Source organism: Klebsiella sp. WP3-W18-ESBL-02 (genome assembly GCF_014168815.1).
Taxonomy (GTDB): Bacteria; Pseudomonadota; Gammaproteobacteria; order Enterobacterales; family Enterobacteriaceae; genus Kluyvera; species Kluyvera ascorbata_B.
On sequence record NZ_AP021972.1, the window covers coordinates 565,776 to 589,475 of the forward strand.

The 23,700-nt window shown below is 55.9% G+C and carries 20 protein-coding genes; 8 read left to right on the plus strand and 12 right to left on the minus strand.

Going from position 1 to position 23,700, the window contains the following annotated elements; genetic code table 11:
* Positions 1 to 16: 16 nt before the first annotated feature.
* From degS to zapG, 3 genes are all read right to left on the minus strand, one after another.
* A complete protein-coding gene (gene degS, locus H7R56_RS02790) occupies positions 17 to 1,084 on the minus strand; it encodes an outer membrane-stress sensor serine endopeptidase DegS (RefSeq protein ID WP_106927303.1) in 1,068 nt (355 codons plus the stop codon).
* A 187-nt stretch (positions 1,085 to 1,271) separates the two neighbouring features.
* Positions 1,272 to 2,648 (minus strand): serine endoprotease DegQ, encoded by a 1,377-nt coding sequence (degQ, locus tag H7R56_RS02795; RefSeq protein WP_106927301.1) that lies wholly within the window; start codon positions 2,646 to 2,648, stop codon positions 1,272 to 1,274.
* 138 nt (positions 2,649 to 2,786) lie between these two features.
* A complete protein-coding gene (gene zapG, locus H7R56_RS02800) occupies positions 2,787 to 3,185 on the minus strand; it encodes a Z-ring associated protein ZapG (RefSeq protein WP_106927360.1) in 399 nt (132 codons plus the stop codon).
* Positions 3,186 to 3,382: 197 nt separating this feature from the next.
* Here zapG and zapE point away from each other — a divergent pair, with 197 nt between their 5' ends.
* The 5 genes from zapE (at position 3,383) to sspB (ending at position 7,073) form a co-directional block, all read left to right on the plus strand.
* On the plus strand, positions 3,383 to 4,507 hold the full coding sequence (gene zapE / locus H7R56_RS02805; protein WP_106927299.1) for a cell division protein ZapE: 1,125 nt from the start codon (positions 3,383 to 3,385) through the stop codon (positions 4,505 to 4,507).
* A 290-nt stretch (positions 4,508 to 4,797) separates the two neighbouring features.
* Entirely contained in the window at positions 4,798 to 5,226 is a 429-nt protein-coding gene (gene rplM / locus H7R56_RS02810; protein ID WP_000847556.1) for a 50S ribosomal protein L13, read from the plus strand.
* A gap of 15 nt (positions 5,227 to 5,241) precedes the next feature.
* The gene (gene rpsI, locus H7R56_RS02815; protein ID WP_000829815.1) at positions 5,242 to 5,634 is read left to right on the plus strand and encodes a 30S ribosomal protein S9; all 393 of its coding nucleotides are present in this window, start codon (positions 5,242 to 5,244) and stop codon (positions 5,632 to 5,634) included.
* 295 nt (positions 5,635 to 5,929) lie between these two features.
* Complete coding sequence (gene sspA, locus H7R56_RS02820; RefSeq protein ID WP_106927297.1) at positions 5,930 to 6,568, plus strand: stringent starvation protein SspA; 639 nt, start codon at positions 5,930 to 5,932, stop codon at positions 6,566 to 6,568.
* Between the two features lie 4 nt (positions 6,569 to 6,572).
* Positions 6,573 to 7,073 (plus strand): ClpXP protease specificity-enhancing factor, encoded by a 501-nt coding sequence (gene sspB, locus H7R56_RS02825; RefSeq protein ID WP_106927295.1) that lies wholly within the window; start codon positions 6,573 to 6,575, stop codon positions 7,071 to 7,073.
* 32 nt (positions 7,074 to 7,105) lie between these two features.
* On the opposite strand, the gene H7R56_RS02830 is transcribed toward sspB, so the two are convergent.
* From H7R56_RS02830 to gltB, 3 genes are all read right to left on the minus strand, one after another.
* Positions 7,106 to 8,191: a PDDEXK nuclease domain-containing protein gene (locus tag H7R56_RS02830; RefSeq protein ID WP_106927293.1), complete on the minus strand. Its 1,086-nt coding sequence runs from the start codon at positions 8,189 to 8,191 to the stop codon at positions 7,106 to 7,108.
* 199 nt (positions 8,192 to 8,390) lie between these two features.
* The gene (locus H7R56_RS02835; protein ID WP_106927291.1) at positions 8,391 to 9,809 is read right to left on the minus strand and encodes a glutamate synthase small subunit; all 1,419 of its coding nucleotides are present in this window, start codon (positions 9,807 to 9,809) and stop codon (positions 8,391 to 8,393) included.
* 9 nt (positions 9,810 to 9,818) lie between these two features.
* Positions 9,819 to 14,279, minus strand: a complete 4,461-nt coding sequence (gltB, locus tag H7R56_RS02840) for a glutamate synthase large subunit (RefSeq protein WP_106927289.1) — start codon at positions 14,277 to 14,279, stop codon at positions 9,819 to 9,821.
* 684 nt (positions 14,280 to 14,963) lie between these two features.
* Between gltB and H7R56_RS02845 the strand changes: the two genes are divergently transcribed.
* The 3 genes from H7R56_RS02845 (at position 14,964) to mtgA (ending at position 19,369) form a co-directional block, all read left to right on the plus strand.
* Positions 14,964 to 15,887 carry a tRNA modification radical SAM protein MnmL/YtqA gene (locus H7R56_RS02845; RefSeq protein ID WP_106927287.1) on the plus strand — a complete coding sequence of 308 codons (924 nt, stop codon included), beginning with the start codon at positions 14,964 to 14,966 and terminating at the stop codon, positions 15,885 to 15,887.
* 198 nt (positions 15,888 to 16,085) lie between these two features.
* Positions 16,086 to 18,425, plus strand: a complete 2,340-nt coding sequence (arcB, locus tag H7R56_RS02850) for an aerobic respiration two-component sensor histidine kinase ArcB (protein ID WP_106927286.1) — start codon at positions 16,086 to 16,088, stop codon at positions 18,423 to 18,425.
* Between the two features lie 224 nt (positions 18,426 to 18,649).
* Positions 18,650 to 19,369 (plus strand): monofunctional biosynthetic peptidoglycan transglycosylase, encoded by a 720-nt coding sequence (mtgA, locus tag H7R56_RS02855; protein ID WP_106927284.1) that lies wholly within the window; start codon positions 18,650 to 18,652, stop codon positions 19,367 to 19,369.
* Between the two features lie 113 nt (positions 19,370 to 19,482).
* Here the strand turns inward: mtgA and npr are convergent, their stop codons facing one another.
* Genes npr through lptB form a run of 6 tightly spaced genes read right to left on the minus strand, consistent with a single transcriptional unit; the run spans position 19,483 to position 23,699 of the window.
* A complete protein-coding gene (npr, locus tag H7R56_RS02860; protein ID WP_052283608.1) occupies positions 19,483 to 19,755 on the minus strand; it encodes a PTS phosphocarrier protein NPr in 273 nt (90 codons plus the stop codon).
* Positions 19,752 to 20,606: an RNase adapter RapZ gene (gene rapZ, locus H7R56_RS02865; protein ID WP_106927282.1), complete on the minus strand. Its 855-nt coding sequence runs from the start codon at positions 20,604 to 20,606 to the stop codon at positions 19,752 to 19,754. Before rapZ ends, npr begins: the two co-directional genes overlap by 4 nt.
* A gap of 33 nt (positions 20,607 to 20,639) precedes the next feature.
* Complete coding sequence (ptsN, locus tag H7R56_RS02870; RefSeq protein ID WP_035891171.1) at positions 20,640 to 21,128, minus strand: PTS IIA-like nitrogen regulatory protein PtsN; 489 nt, start codon at positions 21,126 to 21,128, stop codon at positions 20,640 to 20,642.
* 56 nt (positions 21,129 to 21,184) lie between these two features.
* The gene (gene hpf / locus H7R56_RS02875; protein WP_106927280.1) at positions 21,185 to 21,472 is read right to left on the minus strand and encodes a ribosome hibernation promoting factor; all 288 of its coding nucleotides are present in this window, start codon (positions 21,470 to 21,472) and stop codon (positions 21,185 to 21,187) included.
* 22 nt (positions 21,473 to 21,494) lie between these two features.
* Positions 21,495 to 22,928 (minus strand): RNA polymerase factor sigma-54, encoded by a 1,434-nt coding sequence (gene rpoN / locus H7R56_RS02880; RefSeq protein WP_106927279.1) that lies wholly within the window; start codon positions 22,926 to 22,928, stop codon positions 21,495 to 21,497.
* Between the two features lie 45 nt (positions 22,929 to 22,973).
* Complete coding sequence (gene lptB / locus H7R56_RS02885) at positions 22,974 to 23,699, minus strand: LPS export ABC transporter ATP-binding protein (protein ID WP_035891167.1); 726 nt, start codon at positions 23,697 to 23,699, stop codon at positions 22,974 to 22,976.
* Between the last annotated feature and the right edge of the window lies 1 nt (position 23,700).

Here is a 23,700-nt window from a genome sequence, read left to right on the forward strand (position 1 = left end):
CTTTTTCGGTGAGCGTTTAGTTTGACGCCGGGTATTCCTGGATAGTCACCTGCATCGTCAGCTTTTTATCGTCACGCATCACGACGACCGGGATAACGGACCCCGGGCGAATCTCTGCCACCTGGTCCATTGTCTCCAGCGCAGACACCGCCGGTTTACCGTTCACCGAGATAATCACGTCATTATTTTGAATGCCCGCCTGCGCCGCCGGGCCGTCTGGCGCAATTTCATTAACCACAATGCCCTGAATCTGGTCGATACCGCCGCCCTGCGAACGCAGCGGCGCGATCTCTCGCCCGCTGATGCCGATAAAGCCACGAATAACGCGTCCGTCGCGAATCAGCTTATCCATGATTTTAGTTGCCAGCTGGAACGGAATGGCAAAGCTCAGACCTTCTGGCGTTTCGCCGTCGTTGCTCTTATCGAAGGAGAGGGTGTTGATCCCCATCAGCTCGCCCAGCGAGTTCACCAGCGCGCCGCCGGAGTTACCGTGGTTGATTGAGGCATCGGTCTGTAAGAAGTTTTGTCGCCCGCTTGGGTTGAGGCCGATACGCCCGGTGGCGCTGATAATCCCCTGGGTAATGGTCTGACCCAGGTTATACGGGTTGCCGATCGCCAGCACGACGTCGCCGATGTGCGGCGTACGCGCCGGGTTGATCGGAATGACCGGTAGGCCACCGGTGGCGTTGATTTTCAGCACCGCCAGGTCGGTCAGGCTATCAGAACCAACCAGCAGGGCCTCAAATACGCGGCCGTCTTGTAAGGCGACGATGATCTGATCCGCATCGTTGATGACATGCTTGTTGGTAATAATGTAGCCACGTTCGTCCATAATGACGCCGGAGCCGAGCGTTTTGATCTCCAGCTGATTATTACTGCTGCTGTTCAGGCTACGGTTATAGACGTTCACCACCGCCGGCGCGGCACGGCGCACCGCGGCATTGTAGCTGGCGGGCGTTTCATCCGTGCTGCTAAAGCGCGGAGCGGAAATAGGGTTCCATTGACGTAACGAGGGGACGGAGACAATCAATATGCCGCCGACCAGTAAACCAATTGCAACCGAACGTAAGAGCTTTACAAGCATGATACAGGCATCGTTGATAAGGAAACTGGACGAAGCATACCACGAGTTAAGCGGACATACAGCGTATACGCTGCATCCGCCCCGTGAGCTGGCTGTCGAAGGCTCATCCTTGAGCCTGGAGCGTCAAAAGGCGACAGCTTGCGCCAGTATTGGCTGACGCAGGGTAACGGATGACCGGCTCAGGTCATTACCGCAGAAGCAGATAAATACTTTCGCCGCCGCGCATCACGTTCAGCGCGATAACCGCTGGTTTGGCCTCCAGCACTTTACGCAGTTCAGCAATAGACTGCGTGGTCTGGCGGTTAATACCGATGATAACGTCGTCTTTATGCAGGCCAATCTGCGCGGCCGGGCTGCCTTTCTCAACGTTAGAGATAACCACCCCTTTGGTGCCATTTTTCGCCTGGCCGTCGCTCAGCGATGCCCCTTCCAGCGCCGGAATAATCAGCTGCGCGCTGGCGGTTGCGGAGGTGCTTTTATCCAGCGTGACTTCGACTTCCAGCGGTTTACCGTCGCGTAACAGCCCCAGCTTCACTTTTGAACCTGGCGCCGTTGTCGCAATGCGCGAGCGCAGCTCGGCGAAGCTGCTCAGCGGCTTGCCGTTGAGGCTGGTAATCACGTCGCCGGATTTAATGCCTGCTTTTGCGGAGCCAGAGCCTGGCAGCACTTCGCTCACGAAAGCGCCGCGCTGTACGTCGAGGTTAAACGCTTTGGCAATGTCGGCATTCATCTCCATGCCGCGAATGCCAAGCAGGCCACGCTTGATCTCGCCGAACTGGATCAACTGCTGGGCCAGGGTCTGTGCCATGTTGCTGGGGATGGCAAACCCGATGCCGATGCTGCCGCCGCCGGGCGCCAGAATGGCGGTGTTAATGCCGATCAGTTCGCCATTGAGATTGAGCAGCGCACCGCCGGAGTTACCGCGGTTAATGGCGGCGTCGGTCTGAATAAAGTTCTCGAGCCCTTCCAGATTCAGGCCGCTGCGGCCCAGCGCGGAGACAATGCCGGAGGTGACGGTCTGCCCCAGGCCGAACGGGTTGCCGACGGCGACGGCAAAGTCGCCTACGCGCAGTTTGTCGGAGTCGGCGATGGCGATTTGCGTCAGATGGCTGGCTTTTTGAATTTGCAGCAGCGCGATATCGCTTTGATCGTCACTGCCGATAAGCTTCGCTTCAAACTCGCGGCCATCGTTCAGCTGCACGCTGATTTTCTGTGCGTCGCTGATGACGTGGTTGTTGGTTAGCACGTAGCCTTTAATCGCATCAATGATCACGCCAGAGCCAAGCCCTTCAAACTGCTGGCCCGGCTCGTTGGTTGCATTGCCGCCGTCATCGCCAAAGAATTTTTTCAGCTCATCCGGGACCTGCTGGTTCACCGGGGCCGTGCCTTCTACCTGTACGCTCACCACCGCAGGCAGCACTTTCTCCAGCATCGGCGCGAGGCTAGGCAGTGCGCCCTGGCCCGGAACCTGCGTCGGCAGTGACGCGAACACCGGCGACGGTGCGGCAACGGATAACCCCACGCTGAATGCCAATGCACTTAACAGTAACGTTGATTTATTCATTGATGCTGGCCCTCATGACCCTGGATGCAAGAATATGACTTCCCGAAAAGACTGATGTTATTGAAGTAAATATAGACGGCGTGAGCAGAAGAGGACGGGCGCAGGTCATGCGCCCGTAAAATATTTGTGGAATGCAGATTAATCGCGTTTGGCACCGCTGCGCAGCAGGCCGGATGCGCCCTCTGAATAGTCGCGCGGCATCTGCACCGGCGCCTGATCGTTACCGGCTTCGGATTCCGCGAGACGGTTGCGGAACGGGTTGGCTTCCGCTGACATGCCCGGCAGCAGGTTGCTGGAGCTTTTCGCCATGTGCTGGTAAATCTGGCGGTAATCATCGGCCATGTTATCCAGCAGCTCGGCGCTGCGGGCAAAATGGCTGACCAGCTCTTCGCGATACTCTTCCAGCTCGGCTTTGTTTTTTTCGAGCTCGTATTGCAGCGCCTGCTGCTGGCGTAGTTTGCGATTACCAAAACGCATGGCCACGGCACCGATGATGATACCGACAACTAACCCAATTAGCGCGTATTCCCAGGTCATGAACATCTCCCGTTGTTTTGTTGTTCCGTAGGGTATTGGCTATAAGGCAACTCCGTGCCTGCGCCCGATAGTGCCACTATAACCGCTAATCCTGTAGAAGTGGAATCCTGACGCATCATCGCGTAGTGTAGAACGGACTTTTTTTAGTCAATCGTGAAGTAAGACATACCGGTTTTCAAAGGAATAACAATTAGATCATGCAAAGCCAGTCCCCCACATCGCGCTATCTTCAGGCCCTTGAAGAGGGCAGTCATCAACCCGACGATGTCCAGCGTGAGGCGGTTAATCGCCTCGACACCATTTACCAGGAACTCCAGCACAAAATGCCCGCAGCGGCCCCCGGCGGCGGCCTGCGCGCGCGCTTTGGTAAGCTGTTGGGCAAAAAAGAACCCGATGCACCACAGGCCGTGCGTGGCCTTTATATGTGGGGCGGCGTGGGGCGCGGCAAAACCTGGCTGATGGACATGTTCTATCAAAGCTTGCCCGGCGAGCGGAAGCAGCGCCTGCACTTCCACCGCTTTATGCTGCGGGTGCATGAGGAGCTGTCGGCGTTGCAGGGGCACAGTGACCCGTTGGAAATTGTCGCCGAGCGCTTTAAAGCAGAAACCGACGTGCTCTGCTTCGACGAATTTTTTGTCTCGGATATCACCGACGCCATGCTGCTCGGCGGCCTGATGAAAGCGCTTTTTGCGCGCGGTATTACGCTGGTCGCAACGTCCAACATTCCGCCGGATGAGCTGTACCGTAATGGCCTCCAGCGCGCGCGCTTCCTGCCAGCGATTGAGGCGATCAAAACGCACTGCGATATCATGAACGTGGACGCTGGCATTGACTATCGTCTGCGCACGCTCACCCAGGCTCACCTGTGGCTGTCGCCGTTAAACGAGGCGACGCGCGCGCAGATGAATAAACTGTGGCTGGCGCTGGCAGGTACGCCGCAGCAGAACCACACGACGCTGGAAATTAACCACCGTCCGCTGCCGACGCTCGGCGTAGAGAACCAAACGCTGGCGGTCTCGTTTACCACGCTGTGCGTTGATGCGCGCAGCCAGCACGACTACATTGCGCTCTCCCGCCTGTTCCACACCGTCATGCTGTACGACGTACCGGTGATGACGCCGCTGCTGGAGAGCGAGGCTCGGCGCTTTATCGCGCTGGTGGACGAGTTTTACGAGCGTCACGTCAAGCTGGTGGTCAGCGCTGAGGTTGAGCTGTACAACATCTACCAGGGCGAGCGGCTGAAATTTGAGTTCCAGCGCTGCCTGTCGCGTCTGCAGGAAATGCAGAGCGAAGAGTACCTGAAGCGCGCGCATATGCCCTGAATGCCACCCTCTCCCCGTGGGAGAGGGGCTGAGGATGTGGCCAGCGGGCCACACCGCTCCAAACCTTGAAAAACCCGCAGCAAATCACATAAAGGGGTCGATCTTTGACCCCGACTTCTCTATAATCTTGCGACCCCACGTTACAAGAGAGTTTTTTTCCCGAAACTTTCTCTGCGCCGGCATAGGCTATTCGAAGGGGTAGGTTTGCTGGACAATGTCGTGTGAACCTCAACTGACTAAACGTTTGGGTGTTCACCAACGTGTAACTTATTTATTTGGGTAAGCTTTTAATGAAAACTTTTACAGCTAAACCAGAAACCGTAAAACGCGACTGGTATGTTGTTGACGCGACCGGTAAAACTCTGGGCCGTCTGGCTACTGAACTGGCTCTGCGCCTGCGCGGTAAGCATAAAGCGGAATACACTCCGCACGTAGATACCGGTGATTACATCATCGTTCTGAACGCTGACAAAGTTGCTGTAACCGGCAACAAGCGTACTGACAAAGTGTACTATCATCACACCGGCCACATCGGTGGTATCAAACAAGCGACCTTTGAAGAGATGATTGCTCGCCGTCCTGAGCGTGTGATTGAAATCGCGGTTAAAGGCATGCTGCCAAAAGGCCCGCTGGGTCGTGCTATGTTCCGTAAACTGAAAGTTTACGCTGGCAACGAGCACAACCACGCGGCACAGCAACCGCAAGTTCTTGACATCTAATCGGGATTATAGGCAATGGCTGAAAATCAATACTACGGCACTGGTCGCCGCAAAAGTTCCGCAGCTCGCGTGTTCATCAAACCGGGCAACGGCAAAATCGTTATCAACCAACGTTCTCTGGAACAGTACTTCGGTCGTGAAACTGCCCGCATGGTAGTTCGTCAGCCGCTGGAACTGGTCGACATGGTTGAGAAACTGGATCTGTACATCACCGTTAAAGGTGGTGGTATCTCTGGTCAGGCTGGTGCGATCCGTCACGGTATCACCCGCGCTCTGATGGAGTACGACGAGTCCCTGCGTGGCGAACTGCGTAAAGCTGGCTTCGTTACTCGTGATGCTCGTCAGGTTGAACGTAAGAAAGTCGGCCTGCGTAAAGCACGTCGTCGTCCGCAGTTCTCCAAACGTTAATTGGTTTCTGCTTCGGCAGACAATCATTGGCGAAAAACCCGCTTCGGCGGGTTTTTTTATGCCCGTAAAGCCGGGCTGCCGGGCTCTTTTTCCGCTTTTCCGGAATCCCCTCACCACAAGTCGTTCAAAATCTGGTAGACTATCTTCCAATTTTCTGCCCAAATGCGCGCGATTGTTCATTTTTTGTTTAGAACGTGAACGAGAATGTCGCCAGCGTGCAGATGAGGCTTATCGTCTGGCTGGCCGCCGTTGTGGCTGGCAGCAGTACAAATTCTGATTATACCTGGAGGTTTTCATGGCTGTCGCTGCCAACAAACGTTCGGTAATGACGCTGTTTTCTGGTCCTACTGACATCTATAGCCATCAGGTCCGCATCGTGCTGGCTGAGAAAGGTGTCAGCTTTGAGATAGAGCACGTGGAAAAGGACAATCCACCGCAGGATCTGATTGACCTCAACCCGAATCAAAGCGTTCCGACACTCGTAGATCGTGAGCTAACGCTGTGGGAATCACGCATCATTATGGAATATCTTGATGAGCGTTTCCCGCACCCGCCGCTGATGCCGGTTTACCCGGTTGCACGTGGCGAAAGCCGCCTGTATATGCACCGTATTGAGAAAGACTGGTACTCACTGATGAACGTCGTGATGACCGGTTCCGCCGCGCAGGCAGACGCCGCGCGTAAACAACTGCGTGAAGAGCTGCTGGCGATTGCGCCGGTCTTCACTCAGAAGCCGTTCTTCCTGAGCGACGAATTCAGCATCGTTGATTGCTACCTGGCTCCGCTGCTGTGGCGTCTGCCGGTAATGGGTATCGAGCTGAGCGGCGCGGGTGCGAAAGAGCTGAAAGGCTATATGACCCGTGTCTTCGAACGTGACTCTTTCCTCGCCTCCTTAACGGAAGCCGAGCGCGAAATGCGCCTTGGCCGGGGTTAATTGAATGGAAGTATCACAGCTTTCTCCGCGTCGTCCGTACCTGCTGCGCGCGTTCTATGAGTGGCTGCTGGATAACCAGCTGACGCCGCACCTGGTGGTAGATGTTATGCTGCCGGGCGTGAACGTGCCGATGGAGTACGCGCGTGACGGGCAGATCGTGTTGAACATCGCGCCGCGCGCGGTGGGCAACCTTGAGCTGGCCAATGATGAAGTGCGCTTTAACGCGCGCTTCGGCGGCGTGCCGCGTCAGGTTTCCGTCCCGCTGGCGGCCGTGCTGGCTATCTATGCTCGCGAAAACGGTGCTGGAACCATGTTTGAACCCGAAGCAGCTTACGATGAAGATGCCGAAAGCTTCAACGATGATGAGAACGTGGACAACGCTGGAAGCGAAACGGTGATGTCGGTCATTGACGGCAACAAACCGGATAGCGATGACGGCGACGAGCCGGACGACACGCCACCGCCGCCTCGCGGCGGGCGACCGGCGCTGCGCGTTGTGAAATAAAAAACAGGCCCTTTGGGGCCTGTTTTGTTATGTCAGTTTGATAATAAGTTACCCTGCGCGGCCAATGCCTTTTGTGAGCGAATCAGCTCATCTGCCAGCCGCTTTTCATCAGGCAACTGTACTCTGTATTCGCTTGCCATCACGGTATTGGGTAGACCGTTCAGTGAGTAGTGCGCTTCCCCAGCCCCTTTCTCCGCACACAGAATGAGCCCCACGGGCGGATTTTCTCCCGGCATAGTCCAGTGCTCTTTGGCATAGTTCAGGTACATATTCATTTGTCCCGCATCGGCATAGCTGAATTTGCCTACTTTCAGGTCGATAACCAACAGACAGCGTAATTTCCGGTGGAAAAATAGCAGGTCGATGCGAAACCAGCTGTCGTCAATCCGCAAGCGACGCTGACGGCCTACAAATGCAAAGTCATCACCGAGTTCCAGCATAAAGTCCATCAGGTGGTTGAGTAGGGCCTCTTCAAGATCGGACTCTGAATACTCGTCTTTCAGGTCCAGAAATTCCAGAATGAACGGGTCGCGTATTGCCTGCTCTGGCGTAACCTCGGCGGCGGCGGGCGCAGCCTGTTGTAGCATGGCCGTTTTATCGCGAGACAGCAGCGTCCGCTCGTAAAATTGTGTAGCGATTTGCCTATCGAGCTGCCGTACTGACCATCCGCAGCGGAGCGTCTCTTTCTCGTAAAAGCTGCGCGCATCGGGACTTTTTACCGACAGAAGGCGGACGTATGCAGACCAGGGAAGCGGGAAAAACTTGGCCAGTTGTATGAGATATTTAGATTCTGCAGACACCGTCTGCGGAATTTCAATATGTTGAAAATAAATGTAAAAAGTGCGTATTTGCCACAGGATTCTTGTAGAAAAACCGCGTTTATACCTTTGGCTTAAATCCTGCGATAAACGATCAATGAGCTGTTCACCATAAGCCGCTCTGGTTTCACCACCTTGCTCAAATTCGACAATGCGTCGGCCAATTTCCCAGTATGTCGCGGTCATGAGTGCGTTAACGCTGCGAACTATTTCAGTTCGTGCGCAATCGACCAGATGGATAATACCGTCATGGATCTGCTGATAATCATCTGCGTTTTGAGGTGCCGCCGGCGTGTTCATATTTCATCCCTGTAGTGATAGTCGCAATGTGAAATTTTGCCGCTATCAATACGCCCGGGCGCTGAAGTGATCAATCCGCGTTCTACTAATTACAAAGACTTGCAGTCTGAATTGCGAGTAGCTTTCAAAGAATGGCGGGGATATACGAAGAAAAAAGCCCCTGTCCGCAAATGTGGACAGGGGCCAGAGAAGAGCCTTCTTACACTTCCAGGTAGTTCATAATCCCGTCAGCCGCCTTACGGCCTTCGGCAATTGCTGTCACCACCAGATCCGAACCACGCACGATGTCACCACCGGCGAAGATTTTCGGGTTGCTGGTCTGGAAGGCGTTTTCGTGGCCTTCAGGCGCAATGATGCGGCCCTGAGAGTCCAGCTCAACGCTGTGTTTCGCCAGCCATTCCATGCTGTGTGGACGGAAGCCAAACGCCATCACGACGGCATCGGCCGGGATGACATGCTCGGAACCGGCGACGATCTCCGCGCGACGGCGGCCTTTCGCATCCGGCTGTCCCATTTCGGTGCGCGCCATCTTCACGCCGCTTACTTTGCCATTAGCATTCACTTCAATGCCCAGCGGCTGGATGTTGAACTGGAATTCCACGCCTTCTTCACGCGCGTTTTTCACTTCGCGTTTCGAACCCGGCATGTTCTCTTCGTCACGGCGATAAGCACAGATAACGTGAGCCGCATTTTGACGAATGGAGGTGCGCACGCAGTCCATCGCAGTATCACCACCGCCCAGTACCACCACGCGCTTGCCTTCCATGCTGACGTACGGTTCTTCGGCGGTTTCGCCGAAGCCCATGATCTGCTTGGTGTTGGCAATCAGGAACGGCAGAGCGTCGAATACGCCAGACGCGTCTTCGTTCTCCAGGCCGCCGCGCATGGACTGATAGGTGCCCACGCCGAGGAAGACGGCGTCGTAATCTTTCAGCAGATCGTCGAGCTGCACGTCGCGTCCCACTTCGACATTCAGTTTGAACTCAATGCCCATCCCGGTGAAGATTTCGCGGCGGCGGGTCATCACCTCTTTTTCCAGCTTGAAGGCCGGGATACCGAAGGTCAGCAGACCGCCGATTTCAGGGTGACGGTCAAAGACCACCGCTTTCACGCCGTTACGGGTCAGTACGTCGGCGCATGCCAGGCCCGCCGGGCCCGCACCGATGATGGCGACTTTCTTGCCGGTTTGCTTCACGCCGGTCAGATCCGGACGCCAACCCATCTCAAACGCTTTATCGTTGATATAGCGCTCGATGTTGCCGATGGTCACTGCGCCGAACTCGTCGTTCAGCGTACAGGAACCTTCGCACAGGCGGTCCTGCGGGCAAACGCGCCCGCAGACTTCCGGCAGGGTGTTGGTCTGGTGCGACAGCTCGGCTGCCTCAAAAATACGTCCTTCGTTGGCGAGCTTCAGCCAGTTAGGGATGTAGTTATGTACCGGACATTTCCACTCACAGTACGGGTTACCGCAGGACAGGCAGCGGTCTGCCTGTGCTTTGGCCTGGCCTTCGGAAAACGGCTCGTAGATCTCAATAAATTCGATCTTGCGGATCTTCAGCGGTTTCTTCGGCGGATCAACGCGCTGCAGGTCGATAAATTGATAAACGTTCTGACTCATGATGACCTCTTACTGCGCCTGCACACGCAGCTCAGCTGCGCTACGACTACGGTGACCCAACAGGGCTTTCACATCACTGGACTTCGGCTTAACCAGCGCGAACTTCGCGGAGTAAGACGGCCAGTGCGCCAGGATCTCTTCGCCGCGGGAAGAACCGGTTAACTGCACATGTTCGGTAATCAGACCGCGCAGGTGCTCTTCGTGAATCGCCAGCGAGTCGACATCCAGCACTTCCACCAGTTCCGGGTTCACGCGTTTACGAAAATCACCGTCTTCATCCAGTACGTAGGCGAAGCCGCCCGTCATACCGGCGCCGAAGTTAACGCCCGTTTTGCCCAGCACGCAGACGATGCCGCCGGTCATGTATTCACAGCCGTTGTCGCCAATACCTTCCACCACGGTAATCGCCCCGGAGTTACGTACGCCGAAACGTTCACCCGCACGCCCTGCGGCGTACAGACGACCACCGGTTGCGCCGTACAGGCAGGTGTTGCCGATAATGCTCGCTTCGTGGCTGCGGAAGGAAGAACCCACCGGAGGACGGATCGCCAGCAGACCACCCGCCATGCCTTTACCGACGTAGTCGTTGGCATCGCCGGTCAGGTACAGCTCAACGCCGCCGGCGTTCCACACGCCGAAGCTCTGGCCCGCGGTACCGTTGAAGTGCGCCTTAATCGGGTCTGCCGCCAGCCCCTGGTCACCATGCGTCTGGGCGATGTAGCCCGATAGCGATGCGCCCACGGAACGATCGGTGTTGCGGATGTCGAACCAGAAGGTTTTGCTCTGGCGCTCATCAACAAACGGTTTTGCCTGCTGCAGCAGCTGCGCGTTCAGCACGCCGTTATCAAACGGCGGGTTGTTCTCGGTGCAGTACAGCGCTTTGCCAGGATGCGGCTCGGCGGTTTCCAGCAGACGAGACAGCTCCAGCTTCTGCTGCTTGGCGGTGAAGCCATCCAGCTCTTTGAGCAGGTCGGTGCGGCCAATCAGGTCTACGAGGCGGGTTACGCCCAGCGAGGCCATCAGCTCACGCACTTCACGGGCGATAAATTCAAAGTAGTTAGTCACTTTGAACGGCAGGCCGTGATAGTGGTTCTTACGCAGTTTTTCATCCTGAGTTGCCACACCCGTTGCGCAGTTGTTCAGGTGGCAAATACGCAAGTATTTACAGCCCAGCGCGACCATTGGACCGGTGCCGAAGCCGAAGCTTTCCGCGCCGAGGATCGCCGCTTTAATGATGTCGACGCCGGTTTTCAGGCCGCCGTCTACCTGCAGACGAATCTTGTGACGCAGGCCGTTGGCAACCAGCGCCTGCTGGGTTTCCACCAGGCCCAGCTCCCACGGGCAGCCCGCGTATTTGACGGAAGACAGCGGGCTTGCGCCGGTGCCGCCGTCATAGCCAGCGATGGTAATCAGGTCAGCGTAAGCTTTCGCTACGCCCGTGGCGATAGTGCCGACGCCCGGTTCGGAAACCAGCTTCACGGAGATCATCGCCTTCGGGTTGACCTGTTTCAGGTCGAAAATCAGCTGCGCCAGATCCTCGATAGAGTAAATATCGTGGTGCGGTGGCGGTGAAATCAGCGTCACACCCGGTACGGAATAGCGCAGTTTGGCGATGTACGGGGTGACTTTATCACCCGGCAACTGACCACCTTCGCCTGGCTTCGCGCCCTGGGCAACTTTAATCTGAATCACGTCGGCGTTAACCAGATACGCTGGCGTCACGCCAAAGCGACCGGAAGCCACCTGCTTAATGCGCGATACTTTGTTGGTGCCGTAACGCGCCGGGTCTTCGCCGCCTTCGCCGGAGTTCGAGTTACCGCCGATGCTGTTCATCGCTTCCGCCAGCGCTTCGTGTGCTTCCGGGCTCAGTGCGCCGATAGACATCGCGGCGGTGTCGAAACGTTTGAACAGGTCGCTTGCTGGTTCAACGTCGGCCAGGTTGACGGTTTCCCCGTTCGGGGTTATCGCCAGCAGATCGCGCAGCGTCGCCGCCGGACGGTTGTTCACCAGCTCGGCATATTCTTTGTAATCGCTGTACTCACCGCTCTGTACTGCCTGTTGCAGGGTGCGCACCACGTCCGGGTTATAAGCGTGATATTCGCCGCCGTGAACGTATTTGAGCAGCCCGCCCTGATCCAGCGGTTTACGCGCCAGCCAGGCACGTTTCGACAGGTTCAGCAGATCCTGCTGGAAGTCGTCGAACGACGCGCCGCCAATGCGGCTGACCACGCCCTGGAAGCAGTTAGCGACCACATCGTCGTGCAGGCCAACCGCTTCAAACAGCTTGGAGCAGCGGTAGGAGGCAATGGTCGAGATGCCCATTTTGGACATGATCTTGTACAGGCCTTTGTTGATGCCGTTACGGTAATTCAGCATCACCGTGCGGTAGTCTTTCTCGATAGCATGCGTATCAATCAGACGTCCCAGGGTTTCATAAGCCAGATACGGGTAGATAGCCGTTGCGCCGAAGCCGAGCAGTACCGCAAAGTGGTGCGGGTCGCGGGCGCTGGCGGTTTCGACGATGATGTTGGCATCGCAGCGCAGGCTCTTATCAACCAGACGGGTCTGGATAGCGCCTACCGCCATCGGGGCCGGTACCGGCAGACGATTTTTGCCGATGTTACGATCGGACAGCACCAGCAGTACGGTACCGCTGCGCACCATCTCTTCGGCTTTATCGCACAGCGCTTTTACCGTCGTTTCGAGATCGGTTTCCGTCACGTCGAAGGTGATATCCAGCGTATCGGCGCGGTAGTGCTCCTCTTTCATCGTGGTGAGCTGATTGAAATCGGAGTACAGCAGAATCGGTGATTTGAAGCTCAGACGGTGCGCCTGGCCTTCCGCTTCGCAGAAGACGTTCATTTCACGGCCGATGCTGGTCGCCAGCGACATCACGTGCGCTTCACGCAGCGGGTCGATTGGCGGGTTAGTCACCTGCGCAAACTGCTGGCGGAAGTAGTCGTAAATAATACGCGGCTGGCTGGAGAGCACGGCAAACGGGGTATCGTCACCCATTGAGCCGACCGCTTCCTGGCCGTTTTCGCCGAGCACGCGGATAACGGAATCCAGCTCTTCAGCGCTGTAGTTAAACTGTTTCTGATAGCTGGCAAGCGTATCGTCGTCCAGCTCACGGCTGCCAACGCGGTCATCGGCCAGATCTTCAAACGGCACCAGGCGGCGAACGTTCTTCTCCATCCACTCTTTGTACGGGTGGCGGCTTTTCAGATCGTTGTCGGTTTCAGCAGAATGCAGGATGCGGCCGCTGCGGGTGTCGATAACCATCAGCTCGCCTGGGCCTACGCGGCCTTTTTCAACCACTTCGTCAGGCTGGTAATCCCAGATACCGACTTCAGAAGCGCAGGTGATGAGCTTGTCTTTGGTGATGACGTAGCGCGCCGGGCGCAGACCGTTACGGTCGAGGTTACAGGCGGCATAGCGACCGTCAGACATGACGATACCTGCCGGGCCGTCCCACGGCTCCATGTGCATGGAGTTAAAGTCGAAGAACGAACGCAGGTCCGGGTCCATATCCGGGTTGTTCTGCCAGGCCGGTGGTACCAGCAGACGCATGGCGCGAATGATGTCCATCCCGCCTGCCAGCAGCAGCTCAAGCATGTTATCCATGGAGCTGGAGTCGGAGCCGGTTTCGTTAACGAAAGGCGCAGCGTCGTGCAGATCCGGGATCAGCGGGGTCTGGAACTTATAGGTACGCGCGCGTGCCCACTGGCGGTTACCGGTGATGGTGTTGATCTCGCCGTTGTGCGCCAGATAGCGGAACGGCTGAGCCAGCGGCCAGCGTGGAACGGTGTTGGTGGAGAAGCGCTGGTGGAACAGGCAGATGGCCGACTCCAGACGCAGGTCCGCGAGGTCCAGGTAGAAGCGCGGCAAATCCGCCGGCATACACAGACCTTTATAGATGTTGACCAGGTTCGACAGGCTACAAACGTAGAAGTCTTTATCTTCCTGGAGGCGTTTTTCGATACGGCGACGGGCGATAAACAGACGGCGTTCCATATCGCGCGGACGCCAGCCCGCAGGGGCGTTAACGAAAATTTGTTCAATGCGAGGCAGAGAGGAGAGGGCGATTTCACCCAGTACGCCTTCATTGGTTGGCACATCGCGCCAGCCGACGATAGACAGGGTTTCACGCTGTAGTTCTTCTTCTACAACACGGCGAGACGCCGCTGCCAGTTCAGGATCCTTATTCAGGAACAGCATCCCAACGGCATAGTTTTTCGCTAAGCGCCAGCCGCGCTCTTCGGCGACGATGCGAAAGAAACGGTCAGGTTTTTGCAGCAGCAGGCCACAACCGTCACCGGTTTTACCGTCGGCGAGTATTGCGCCGCGGTGCTGCATTCGGGCCAGTGCGTGTATCGCGGTACGCACTACCTTGTGGCTAGGTTCGCCTTCTATGTGGGCGATCAGGCCGAAACCACAGTTATCCCTCTCAAGGGATTTATCGTACAACATATCAGTGAACCTCCCCAGGCTCTACGGGACGCCCCCTTAATCGATTGCGCGCAAGGCACAGCAAGAGCATGGCGACGGGGTGAGGCACTCTTTGCCTAACCTCGCATTCGCCCTCTTTTATCCTTTTCGCGTAGGTCGCACAAGTTTGAGGACTTGCTTAAGAGGGAATCTCAATTACTGCATAAATATGATGAGCAGGCTGCTCATCCAGAAAGCTTCCAGCGGATTCCCAACTTATCGGGAATCGCTACATAGGTCAAATGGCAATCTTATTTATACAGAAATGTGCTATAGAGAAGTTAACATGATGATTAATATAAAAAATAATGCATTTTTCTCGGTTAAGGACCTGATGGGGATGCCGCAATGAGTGTGATCTGTCTCACTATCTGTAAGCGCGCTTTTAATCTTCATGTGCTGTTTTGGATATTAAAAGTAGCATTTAATGCTGGTATTGACAGTGGGGGTATATGATCGCTCTGTTTTTCAACGGGCGCTGGATTATTGCAAATAACGGTACTGACATAAGCAAAAATAATCACGCTTCCTCTGAATGAAATTGCAATAATTTTGATTTGTTATGCAATAAGGTAAAGGGTCTACATGGCGATTGATCCAGGTCATCGCCGATCGAGACTAAAAGTGGCAGGCTTGGGCCCTTTCTTCAGGCCGGTCTATCAGATTATGCAGTTACAAAAATTAGTCAATATGTTTGGTGGGGATCTTACGCGTCGTTACGGCGAAAAGGTTCATAAACTGACGCTGCATGGTGGATTCAGCTGCCCAAACCGCGATGGCACCATTGGCCGGGGCGGTTGTACGTTCTGTAATGTCGCCTCGTTTGCCGATGAAGCGCAGCAGCATAAGTCGATTGCCGAGCAGCTTGCCCATCAGGCGCAGCTGGTGAACCGCGCAAAGCGCTATCTGGCCTATTTCCAGGCCTATACCAGCACCTTTGCCGAAGTGCAGGTGCTGCGTTCGATGTACCAGCAGGCGGTAAGCCAGGCCAATATCGTCGGGCTGTGCGTGGGTACGCGCCCGGACTGCGTGCCGGAGGCGGTACTAGACCTGTTGAGTGAGTACCACGAGCAGGGCTATGAAGTGTGGCTGGAGCTGGGGCTGCAAACCGCGCACGATAAAACGCTGCACCGGATTAACCGCGGCCACGACTTTGCCTGTTACCAGAATACGACGCGTCTGGCACGTGAACGCGGCCTGAAGGTGTGCAGTCACCTGATTGTCGGCCTGCCCGGGGAAGGGCAGAGCGAATGCCTGGAGACGCTCCAGCAGGTGGTTGAGACGGGCGTTGACGGCATTAAGCTGCATCCGCTGCATATTGTCACCGGTAGCATTATGGCGAAGGCCTGGCAAGCCGGTCGTCTGAACGGCATTGCGCTGGACGACTATACGGTGACCGCGGGCGAGATGATTCGTCATACGCCGCCGGAGGTGATTTATCACCGTATTTCCGCCAGCGCTCGCCGGCCAACGCTGCTGGCGCCGCTATGGTGTGAGAACCGCTGGACCGGGATGGTCGAGCTGGATAAATACCTGAATGAACACGGTGTGCAGGGCTCGGCGCTGGGCACGCCTTGGGTGCAGCCGTAGTGTCGTCACGCCTCGCCGCCGTGTAGGCCTGATAAGCGCAGCGCCATCAGGCTGTCAGGATCACATTGCCTGATGGCGCTGCGCTTATCAGGCCTACAACACCGACTTCACAGATAATCCTCGCATTTTTTACACAACCTACCGCGCTGCGCTCAGAATTGGGTATGATTGAACGACGTTGTCGTTAAGGAATCCCTTATGAAGCAAATCCGTATGCTGGCGCAGTATTACGTCGACCTGATGATGAAGCTGGGTCTGGTACGTTTCTCTCTGTTGCTCGCGCTGGCGCTGGTGGTACTGGCGATTGTGGTACAGATGGCCGTCACCATGGTGCTGCATGGCCAGGTGGAGAGTATCGATGTTATTCGCTCCATCTTCTTCGGCCTGCTGATTACCCCATGGGCAGTGTATTTTCTGTCGGTGGTGGTTGAGCAGCTTGAAGAGTCGCGGCAGCGTCTGTCCCGGCTGGTTGAAAAGCTTGAAGAGATGCGCGAACGCGACCTTAAGCTCAACGTTCAGCTGAAAGACAATATTTCCCAGCTTAACCAGGAGATCAGCGACCGTGAAAAAGCGGAAGCGGAACGTCTGGCTACCCTTGAACAGCTGCGTATTGAGGTACAGGAGCGCGAAGAGACGCAGATCCGCCTTGAGCAGCAGTCCTCCTTCCTGCGTTCGTTCCTCGACGCATCGCCGGATTTGGTTTTCTATCGCAATGAAGATAAAGAATTTTCCGGCTGTAACCGGGCGATGGAGCTACTGACGGGTAAAAGTGAAAAGCAGCTGATTCACCTGCATCCTGAAGAGGTGTATAGCGCAGAGGCGGCGGCAAAAGTCATTGAAACCGATGAAAAAGTCTTCCGTCATAATGTCTCGCTCACCTACGAACAATGGCTCGATTACCCGGACGGACGCAAAGCGTGTTTTGAGATCCGTAAAGTGCCGTACTACGACCGCGTGGGGAAACGCCACGGCCTGATGGGCTTTGGTCGCGATATTACCGAACGCAAGCGCTACCAGGACGCACTGGAACGCGCCAGCCGCGACAAAACGACCTTTATCTCCACCATCAGCCATGAACTGCGCACGCCGCTTAACGGCATCGTGGGGCTTAGCCGAATCCTGCTCGACACTAACCTGACGGCAGAACAGGAGAAATACCTGAAAACCATCCACGTGTCGGCGGTCACGCTGGGCAATATCTTCAACGATATTATTGATATGGATAAGATGGAGCGCCGCAAGGTGCAACTGGATAACCAGGAGGTTGATTTCACCGGCTTCCTGGCGGATCTCGAAAACCTTTCCGGTTTGCAGGCCCAGCAAAAGGGGCTTCGCTTCATTATGGAGCCAACGTTGCCGCTGCCGCATAAAGTGATTACCGACGGTACCCGCCTGCGACAGATTCTGTGGAACCTGATCAGCAACGCCGTGAAGTTTACCCAGCAGGGCAACGTGGTGGTCCGCGTGCGCTATGACGAGGGCGATATGCTGCACTTCGAGGTGGAGGATTCCGGTATCGGTATCCCGCAGGAGGAGCAGGATAAAATCTTTGCCATGTATTATCAGGTGAAAGATAGCCAGGGCGGTAAACCGGCCACCGGTACCGGGATCGGTCTTGCCGTGTCGAAGCGTCTGGCGAAAAGCATGGGCGGGGATATCGACGTCTCCAGCCAGCCGGGCCACGGCTCTGTCTTTACCCTGACGGTGCATGCGCCGGCGGTGGCTGAGGAAGTCGAAGATACGCTGGAAGAAGACGATATGCCGCTGCCCGCACTGCACGTGCTGCTGGTGGAAGACATTGAGCTGAACGTGATTGTTGCCCGCTCCGTGCTGGAAAAACTGGGGAATAGCGTAGACGTCGCCATGACCGGGAAAGCCGCGCTGGAGATGTTTACGCCGGGTGAATATGACCTGGTGCTGCTGGATATCCAACTGCCGGACATGACCGGTCTGGATATTTCCCGCGAGCTGACGCGTAAATATCATGCCGACGATCTGCCGCCGCTGGTGGCACTGACGGCCAACGTACTGAAGGATAAGAAAGAATATCTGGATGCTGGCATGGACGATGTGCTGAGTAAACCGCTCTCGGTACCGGCCTTGACGGCGATGATCAAGAAGTTCTGGGATACCGCTGAAGACGAAGAGGAGAGTACCGTGAGCCAGAGTGATAACGGCAAGTCGCAGCAGCTGCTCGATATACCGATGCTGGAGCAGTATATCGAACTGGTAGGGCCGAAGCTGATTACCGATGGCCTGGCCGTGTTTGAAAAAATGATGCCGGGCTACCTGGCGGTGCTGGAGTCAAACCTGACCGCCCGTGACCAAAAAGGCATTGTCGAGGAAGGACACAAGATTAAGGGGGCTGCCGGTTCCGTAGGGCTTCGTCACCTTCAGCAACTAGGGCAACAGATCCAGTCACCGGACCTGCCGGCATGGTGGGATAACGTAGGTGAATGGGTTGAAGAAATGAAGTCGGAATGGCAGCACGATGTGGCGGTATTGAAAGCGTGGGTAGCCAACGTTGATAAAAAATGACCCCGGTCTAGCCGGGGTGCGCGAATACTGCGCCAACACCAGGGAACTGGTGGCTGCGTCAGATGATTGGCTTGATTTTGTTTGTTTGACACAACCTGAAATACGATTGCACGCTCAATAAGATAGCAAAACTTAAAATGTTTGTTACGTGAATCAGTAAAATGTGTGAAGCGTAACGCTTAATCAGAAATATTAATCAGCGTCAGAGAGTTAGCGAGAACGAGATGGCTTTGAGGAGTGTAGCTGGGCTAAAACGTCTGGTCTTGCGGCTGCTGCTGCTATTGGTGCTGGCATGGGGCGGCGGCATTGCCGCGTTCAGTATTCTGCCGGTACCATTTTCTGCCGTGATGATTGAGCGCCAGGTGGGGGCATGGCTGTCGGGAGACTTCGGCTATGTTGCCCATTCGGACTGGGTCAGCATGGATGACATTTCGCCGTGGATGGGGCTCGCGGTGATTGCCGCCGAGGACCAAAAGTTCCCCGATCACTGGGGCTTTGACGTCACGGCAATTGAGAAGGCGCTGGCGCACAATGAGCGCAACGAAAACCGCATCCGCGGCGCATCAACGCTGTCGCAGCAGACGGCAAAGAACCTGTTCCTGTGGGACGGGCGCAGCTGGCTGCGTAAAGGGCTGGAGGCGGGTCTCACGCTGGGAATTGAGACGGTGTGGAGCAAGAAGCGCATTCTGACCGTCTACCTGAATATCGCTGAGTTTGGCGACGGCGTTTTTGGCGTGGAGGCTGCGTCGCAGCGCTTTTTCCATAAACCGGCCAGTAAGTTGACGATGGCGGAGGCTGCGCTGCTGGCGGCCGTGTTGCCAAACCCCATTCGCTTTAAGGCCAGCGCGCCGTCAGGGTATGTACGCAGCCGTCAGGCGTGGATTTTACGCCAGATGCGTCAGCTGGGCGGGGAAGGGTTTATGCGGGAAAATAAGCTGTATTAGCTGCAGGTTGCGGTGAGTTTTGTAGGCGCTGATAAGCGTAGCGCCATCTGGCATTCGTAAAGCACCGCTGTATTGCCGGATGGCGGCGTAAACGCCTTATCCGGCCTACGAGACTAGTCTTCGTCAAACCCGGCGTTAAACAGCGCAATCACCGCCGCCAGCGCTTCCACTTCCTGTGGGCCGGTGGCTTCAACCTCAATCTGGCGACCCTTGGCGGAGTCGAGCATCAGCAGCGCAATCACGCTGTTGGCTTCCGCTTCGGTGCCTTCGTCATTACGCAGCAAGACTTCCGCGTCAAAATCCTGCATCAGCTCAAACAGCTTCATCGCCGGGCGAGCGTGCATGCCCAGCTTATTAGTGATTTCAACGGTCTGTTTTACGGTCATGATTTGCGTTTTTCCAGCGTCCGATGACGAGACTGCACGTTCTTACCGCGTGAGCGGAAGTAGTCAGCCAGCTGTTCGGCAACGTAAACCGAACGGTGTTTACCGCCGGTACAACCAATGGCCACCGTCAGATAGCTACGGTTGTTGGTTTCCAGCATAGGTAACCATAGCTCAAGATAGCTGCGGGTCTGGTAAATAAAGTTGTGAACCTCGGTGTGCCTGTCGAGGAACGCGGCGACCGGTTTGTCGAGGCCGGTCATCGGACGCAGCTTCGGATCCCAGTGCGGGTTCGGCAGGAAGCGCACGTCGAAAACGTAATCGGCGTCAATAGGGATACCGTGCTTGAAGCCGAAGGATTCAAATACCATCGTCAGCTCACGCTCGCGTTTACCCAGAAGACGGGTACGCAGCATTTCCGCCAGCTCGTGAACGGACATCTCGGAGGTATCGACGATCAGATCGGCGCGAGAGCGCAGCGGCTCCAGCAGGTTGCTCTCTTCATCAATGGCGCTTTCCAGCGACAGATTCTTACTTGAGAGGGGGTGCAGACGACGGGTGTCGCTGTAGCGACGAATCAGCGTATTGCGATCGGCATCGAGGAACAGAAGCTGCGGGGAGAAGTTGTCCGGCAGGTTCTCCATTGCACGTTCGAAGATTTCCGGCGTTTCGGGCATGTTACGCACGTCAATGCTGACGGCGGCCGATATCTCGCGGTCAGCCAGCGTTTTCGCCAGTTCCGGCAGCAGCACCACCGGCAGGTTATCCACGCAGTAGAAGCCCATATCTTCCAGCGCCCTCAGGGCCACTGATTTTCCCGAGCCAGAGCGGCCGCTGACGATCATCAGTACCATGTACCGTTTCTCCTCAGTACGATGTGATGTCCATTATGCATCATCGTGGGTTTCCGTATCGGTGATGATTTGATACAGCTCTTCGTCGCTCTGCGCGGCGCGCAGGCGGCGACAAATGGTTTTATCCGCCAGACGTTTTGCCACCAGGGAAAGCGTATGCAGGTGGGTTTTGGTCTGGTCTGCCGGCACCAGTAGCGCAAAGAGTAAATCGACCGGCTGGTTGTCGATGGCGTCGAAGGCGATTGGCGTTTCCAACTGCACAAACACGCCGACGGCGCGCAGCGTATCTTCTTCCAGCTTGCCGTGCGGGATCGCGATACCGTTACCGATGCCGGTACTGCCCATTTTTTCACGGGTCAGAATGGCTTCAAACACCACCTGCGGCGGCAGGCTAAGTTGTTTAGCCGCCAGCTCGCTGATGATCTCAAGCGCGCGTTTTTTACTCTGGCAGTGTACTGCACTGCGGGTACATTCCTGGTTAAGGACATTGCTCAGTTGTAGAGCCGAATCGTTATTTGTCATAATTTCACCTAAGCGCCGCCCGATATGCCGGGCATATCGGGCGGCTGCTCGGACAATCAATGTTGTTTTAGTTTATCTTTGTGCTTGTTTAACTGTCTCGCCAGTTTATCGATTAAACCGTCGATAGCGGCGTACATATCCTGCCCTTCCGCGCTGGCATGAAGTTCGCCCCCGTTAACGTGCAGTGTAGCATCCGAGATGTGCGTCAATTTCTCCACTTTTAACACAATATGGACCTGATTGATCCTCTCGAAGAATTGTTCCAGCTTGCTGAATTTCGCATTCACGAATTCGCGCATTGGCTCGGTAATTTCGACGTTGTGTCCAGTGATGTTGAGCTGCATAGTGTCTTCCTTATCAGTAGTGTCAGACCAGCTGTTTACGCTGGTTAGACGGCGGAATGGATAAAGACTCTCGGTACTTTGCAACGGTGCGCCGTGCCACCATGATACCCTGTTCAGAGAGCATGGTGGTCAGTTTACTGTCGCTCAGTGGTTTTGCGGGATTCTCCGCGGCAATCAATTTCTTCACCAGTGCACGAATCGCCGTGGACGAGGCTTCGCCGCCGCCCTCGGTGCTGACGTGGCTGGAGAAGAAATACTTAAGCTCGAAAATGCCCCGTGGGCTATGCAAATACTTCTGCGTGGTAACACGCGAAATCGTGGACTCGTGCATTTCGACGGTCTGGGCGATGTCCGCCAGCACCATCGGTTTCATATACTCTTCGCCAAGATCGAAAAAGGCCTGCTGCTGTTCAACGATGCAGCGGCTGACGCGCAGCAGCGTGTCGTTGCGGCTTTCCAGACTCTTAATCAGCCACTTCGCTTCCTGCAGGTTGCTGCGGATAAACTGGCTGTCGGCGTCGTTGCGGGCGTTATTGCACATGCCCGCATAGTGCTGGTTAATCTGCAGACGCGGGATGCTGTCGGCGTTCAGTTCCACCACCCAGCGATCGTTCACCTTACGCACCAGCACGTCAGGAATGACGTATTCAGGTTCACCGGTCTGGATCGATTGGCCGGGGCGCGGATCTAATGACTGGATCAGATCGACCGCTTCTTTCAGCACGTCTTCTTTCAGCCGCGTGACGCGCATCAGCGAACGGAAGTCATGGTTGGCGAGCAGATCCAGATGCTCACTGATGATTAGGCGAGCTTCATCAAGACGCGGCGTCGTAGGTGAGAACTGGGAAAGCTGGATCAGCAAACAGTCGCGGAGATCTTTGGCGGCGACGCCTACCGGATCGAAGCGTTGGATACGCTTCAACACCGCTTCCACTTCATCGAGGCCAATCTCGTCGTCGCCGATGCTTTCGCGAATATCTTCCACGGAAACGGTGAGGTAGCCGGTGTCGTCCACCGCGTCGACGATGGAGGTGGCGATGGCGCGGTCGGTATCGGTAAACGGCGTCAGTTCAACCTGCCACATCAGGTAATCCTGCAGCGACTGGGTTGTTTCGCCCTGGTAAACCGGCAGCTCGTCGTCCTGGTAGTCGGCCCCGGTGCCGGAAGGCGTCCCGGCGGTATAGATCTCGTCCCAGCTGGCGTCAAGCGGCAGCTCTTCGGGCATATCGGGCTTTTCCAGCGCGTCAACGCTGTCCAGCGTTTCGTGATCGGTGGCTTCCTGAGTTTCTACTTCTTCGTGAAGATCGGTTTGCTCGAGCAGGGGGTTGCTCTCCAGCGCCTGCTGGAGTTCCTGCTGAAGTTCCAGCGTAGACAGCTGCAGCAGACGAATAGCCTGCTGCAGCTGTGGCGTCATGGCAAGCTGTTGGCTGAGCCTTAATTGCAAACCTTGCTTCATGTTCAGAACGAATATCTCCCGCTAACGTCGTTAACCACTACCCTATCAGAGTCTGAAGTCTTCCCCAAGATACACGCGTTTAACATGTTCGTCTTGTAGGATCTCCTGAGGGGTACCGTGGGCAATCAGATGCCCCTGGCTGACGATATAAGCGCGTTCACACACCGCCAGCGTTTCACGGACGTTGTGGTCGGTAATCAGTACGCCAAGGCCGCTGTCGCGCAGGTGTTCGATAATACGTTTAATGTCGATAACCGAAATCGGGTCTACGCCGGCAAACGGTTCATCCAGCAGGATAAATTTCGGGTTTGCCGCCAGCGCGCGGGCGATTTCGACGCGGCGGCGTTCCCCGCCGGATAGCGCCTGGCCCAGACTGTCGCGCAGATGCTCGATGTGGAACTCTTCCATCAGCTCTTTAGCACGGTCTTCACGCTGTTCGTTGCTCAGATCGTCGCGGATTTGCAGCACGGCCATCAGGTTATCGTAAACGCTCAGACGGCGGAAAATAGAGGCTTCCTGCGGCAGATAGCCGATACCCCGGCGCGCGCGCGCGTGCAGCGGCAGCAGGCTGATGTCTTCGTCATCAATGATGATATTGCCCGCGTCGCGCGGCACGATCCCAACCACCATGTAGAAGGTGGTGGTTTTACCCGCGCCGTTTGGCCCAAGCAGACCCACAATCTCACCGGAATTCACGGTCAGACTGACATCTTCCACTACGCGGCGGCCTTTGTAGGCCTTCGCCAGATTTTTTGCAGTTAATGTCGCCATA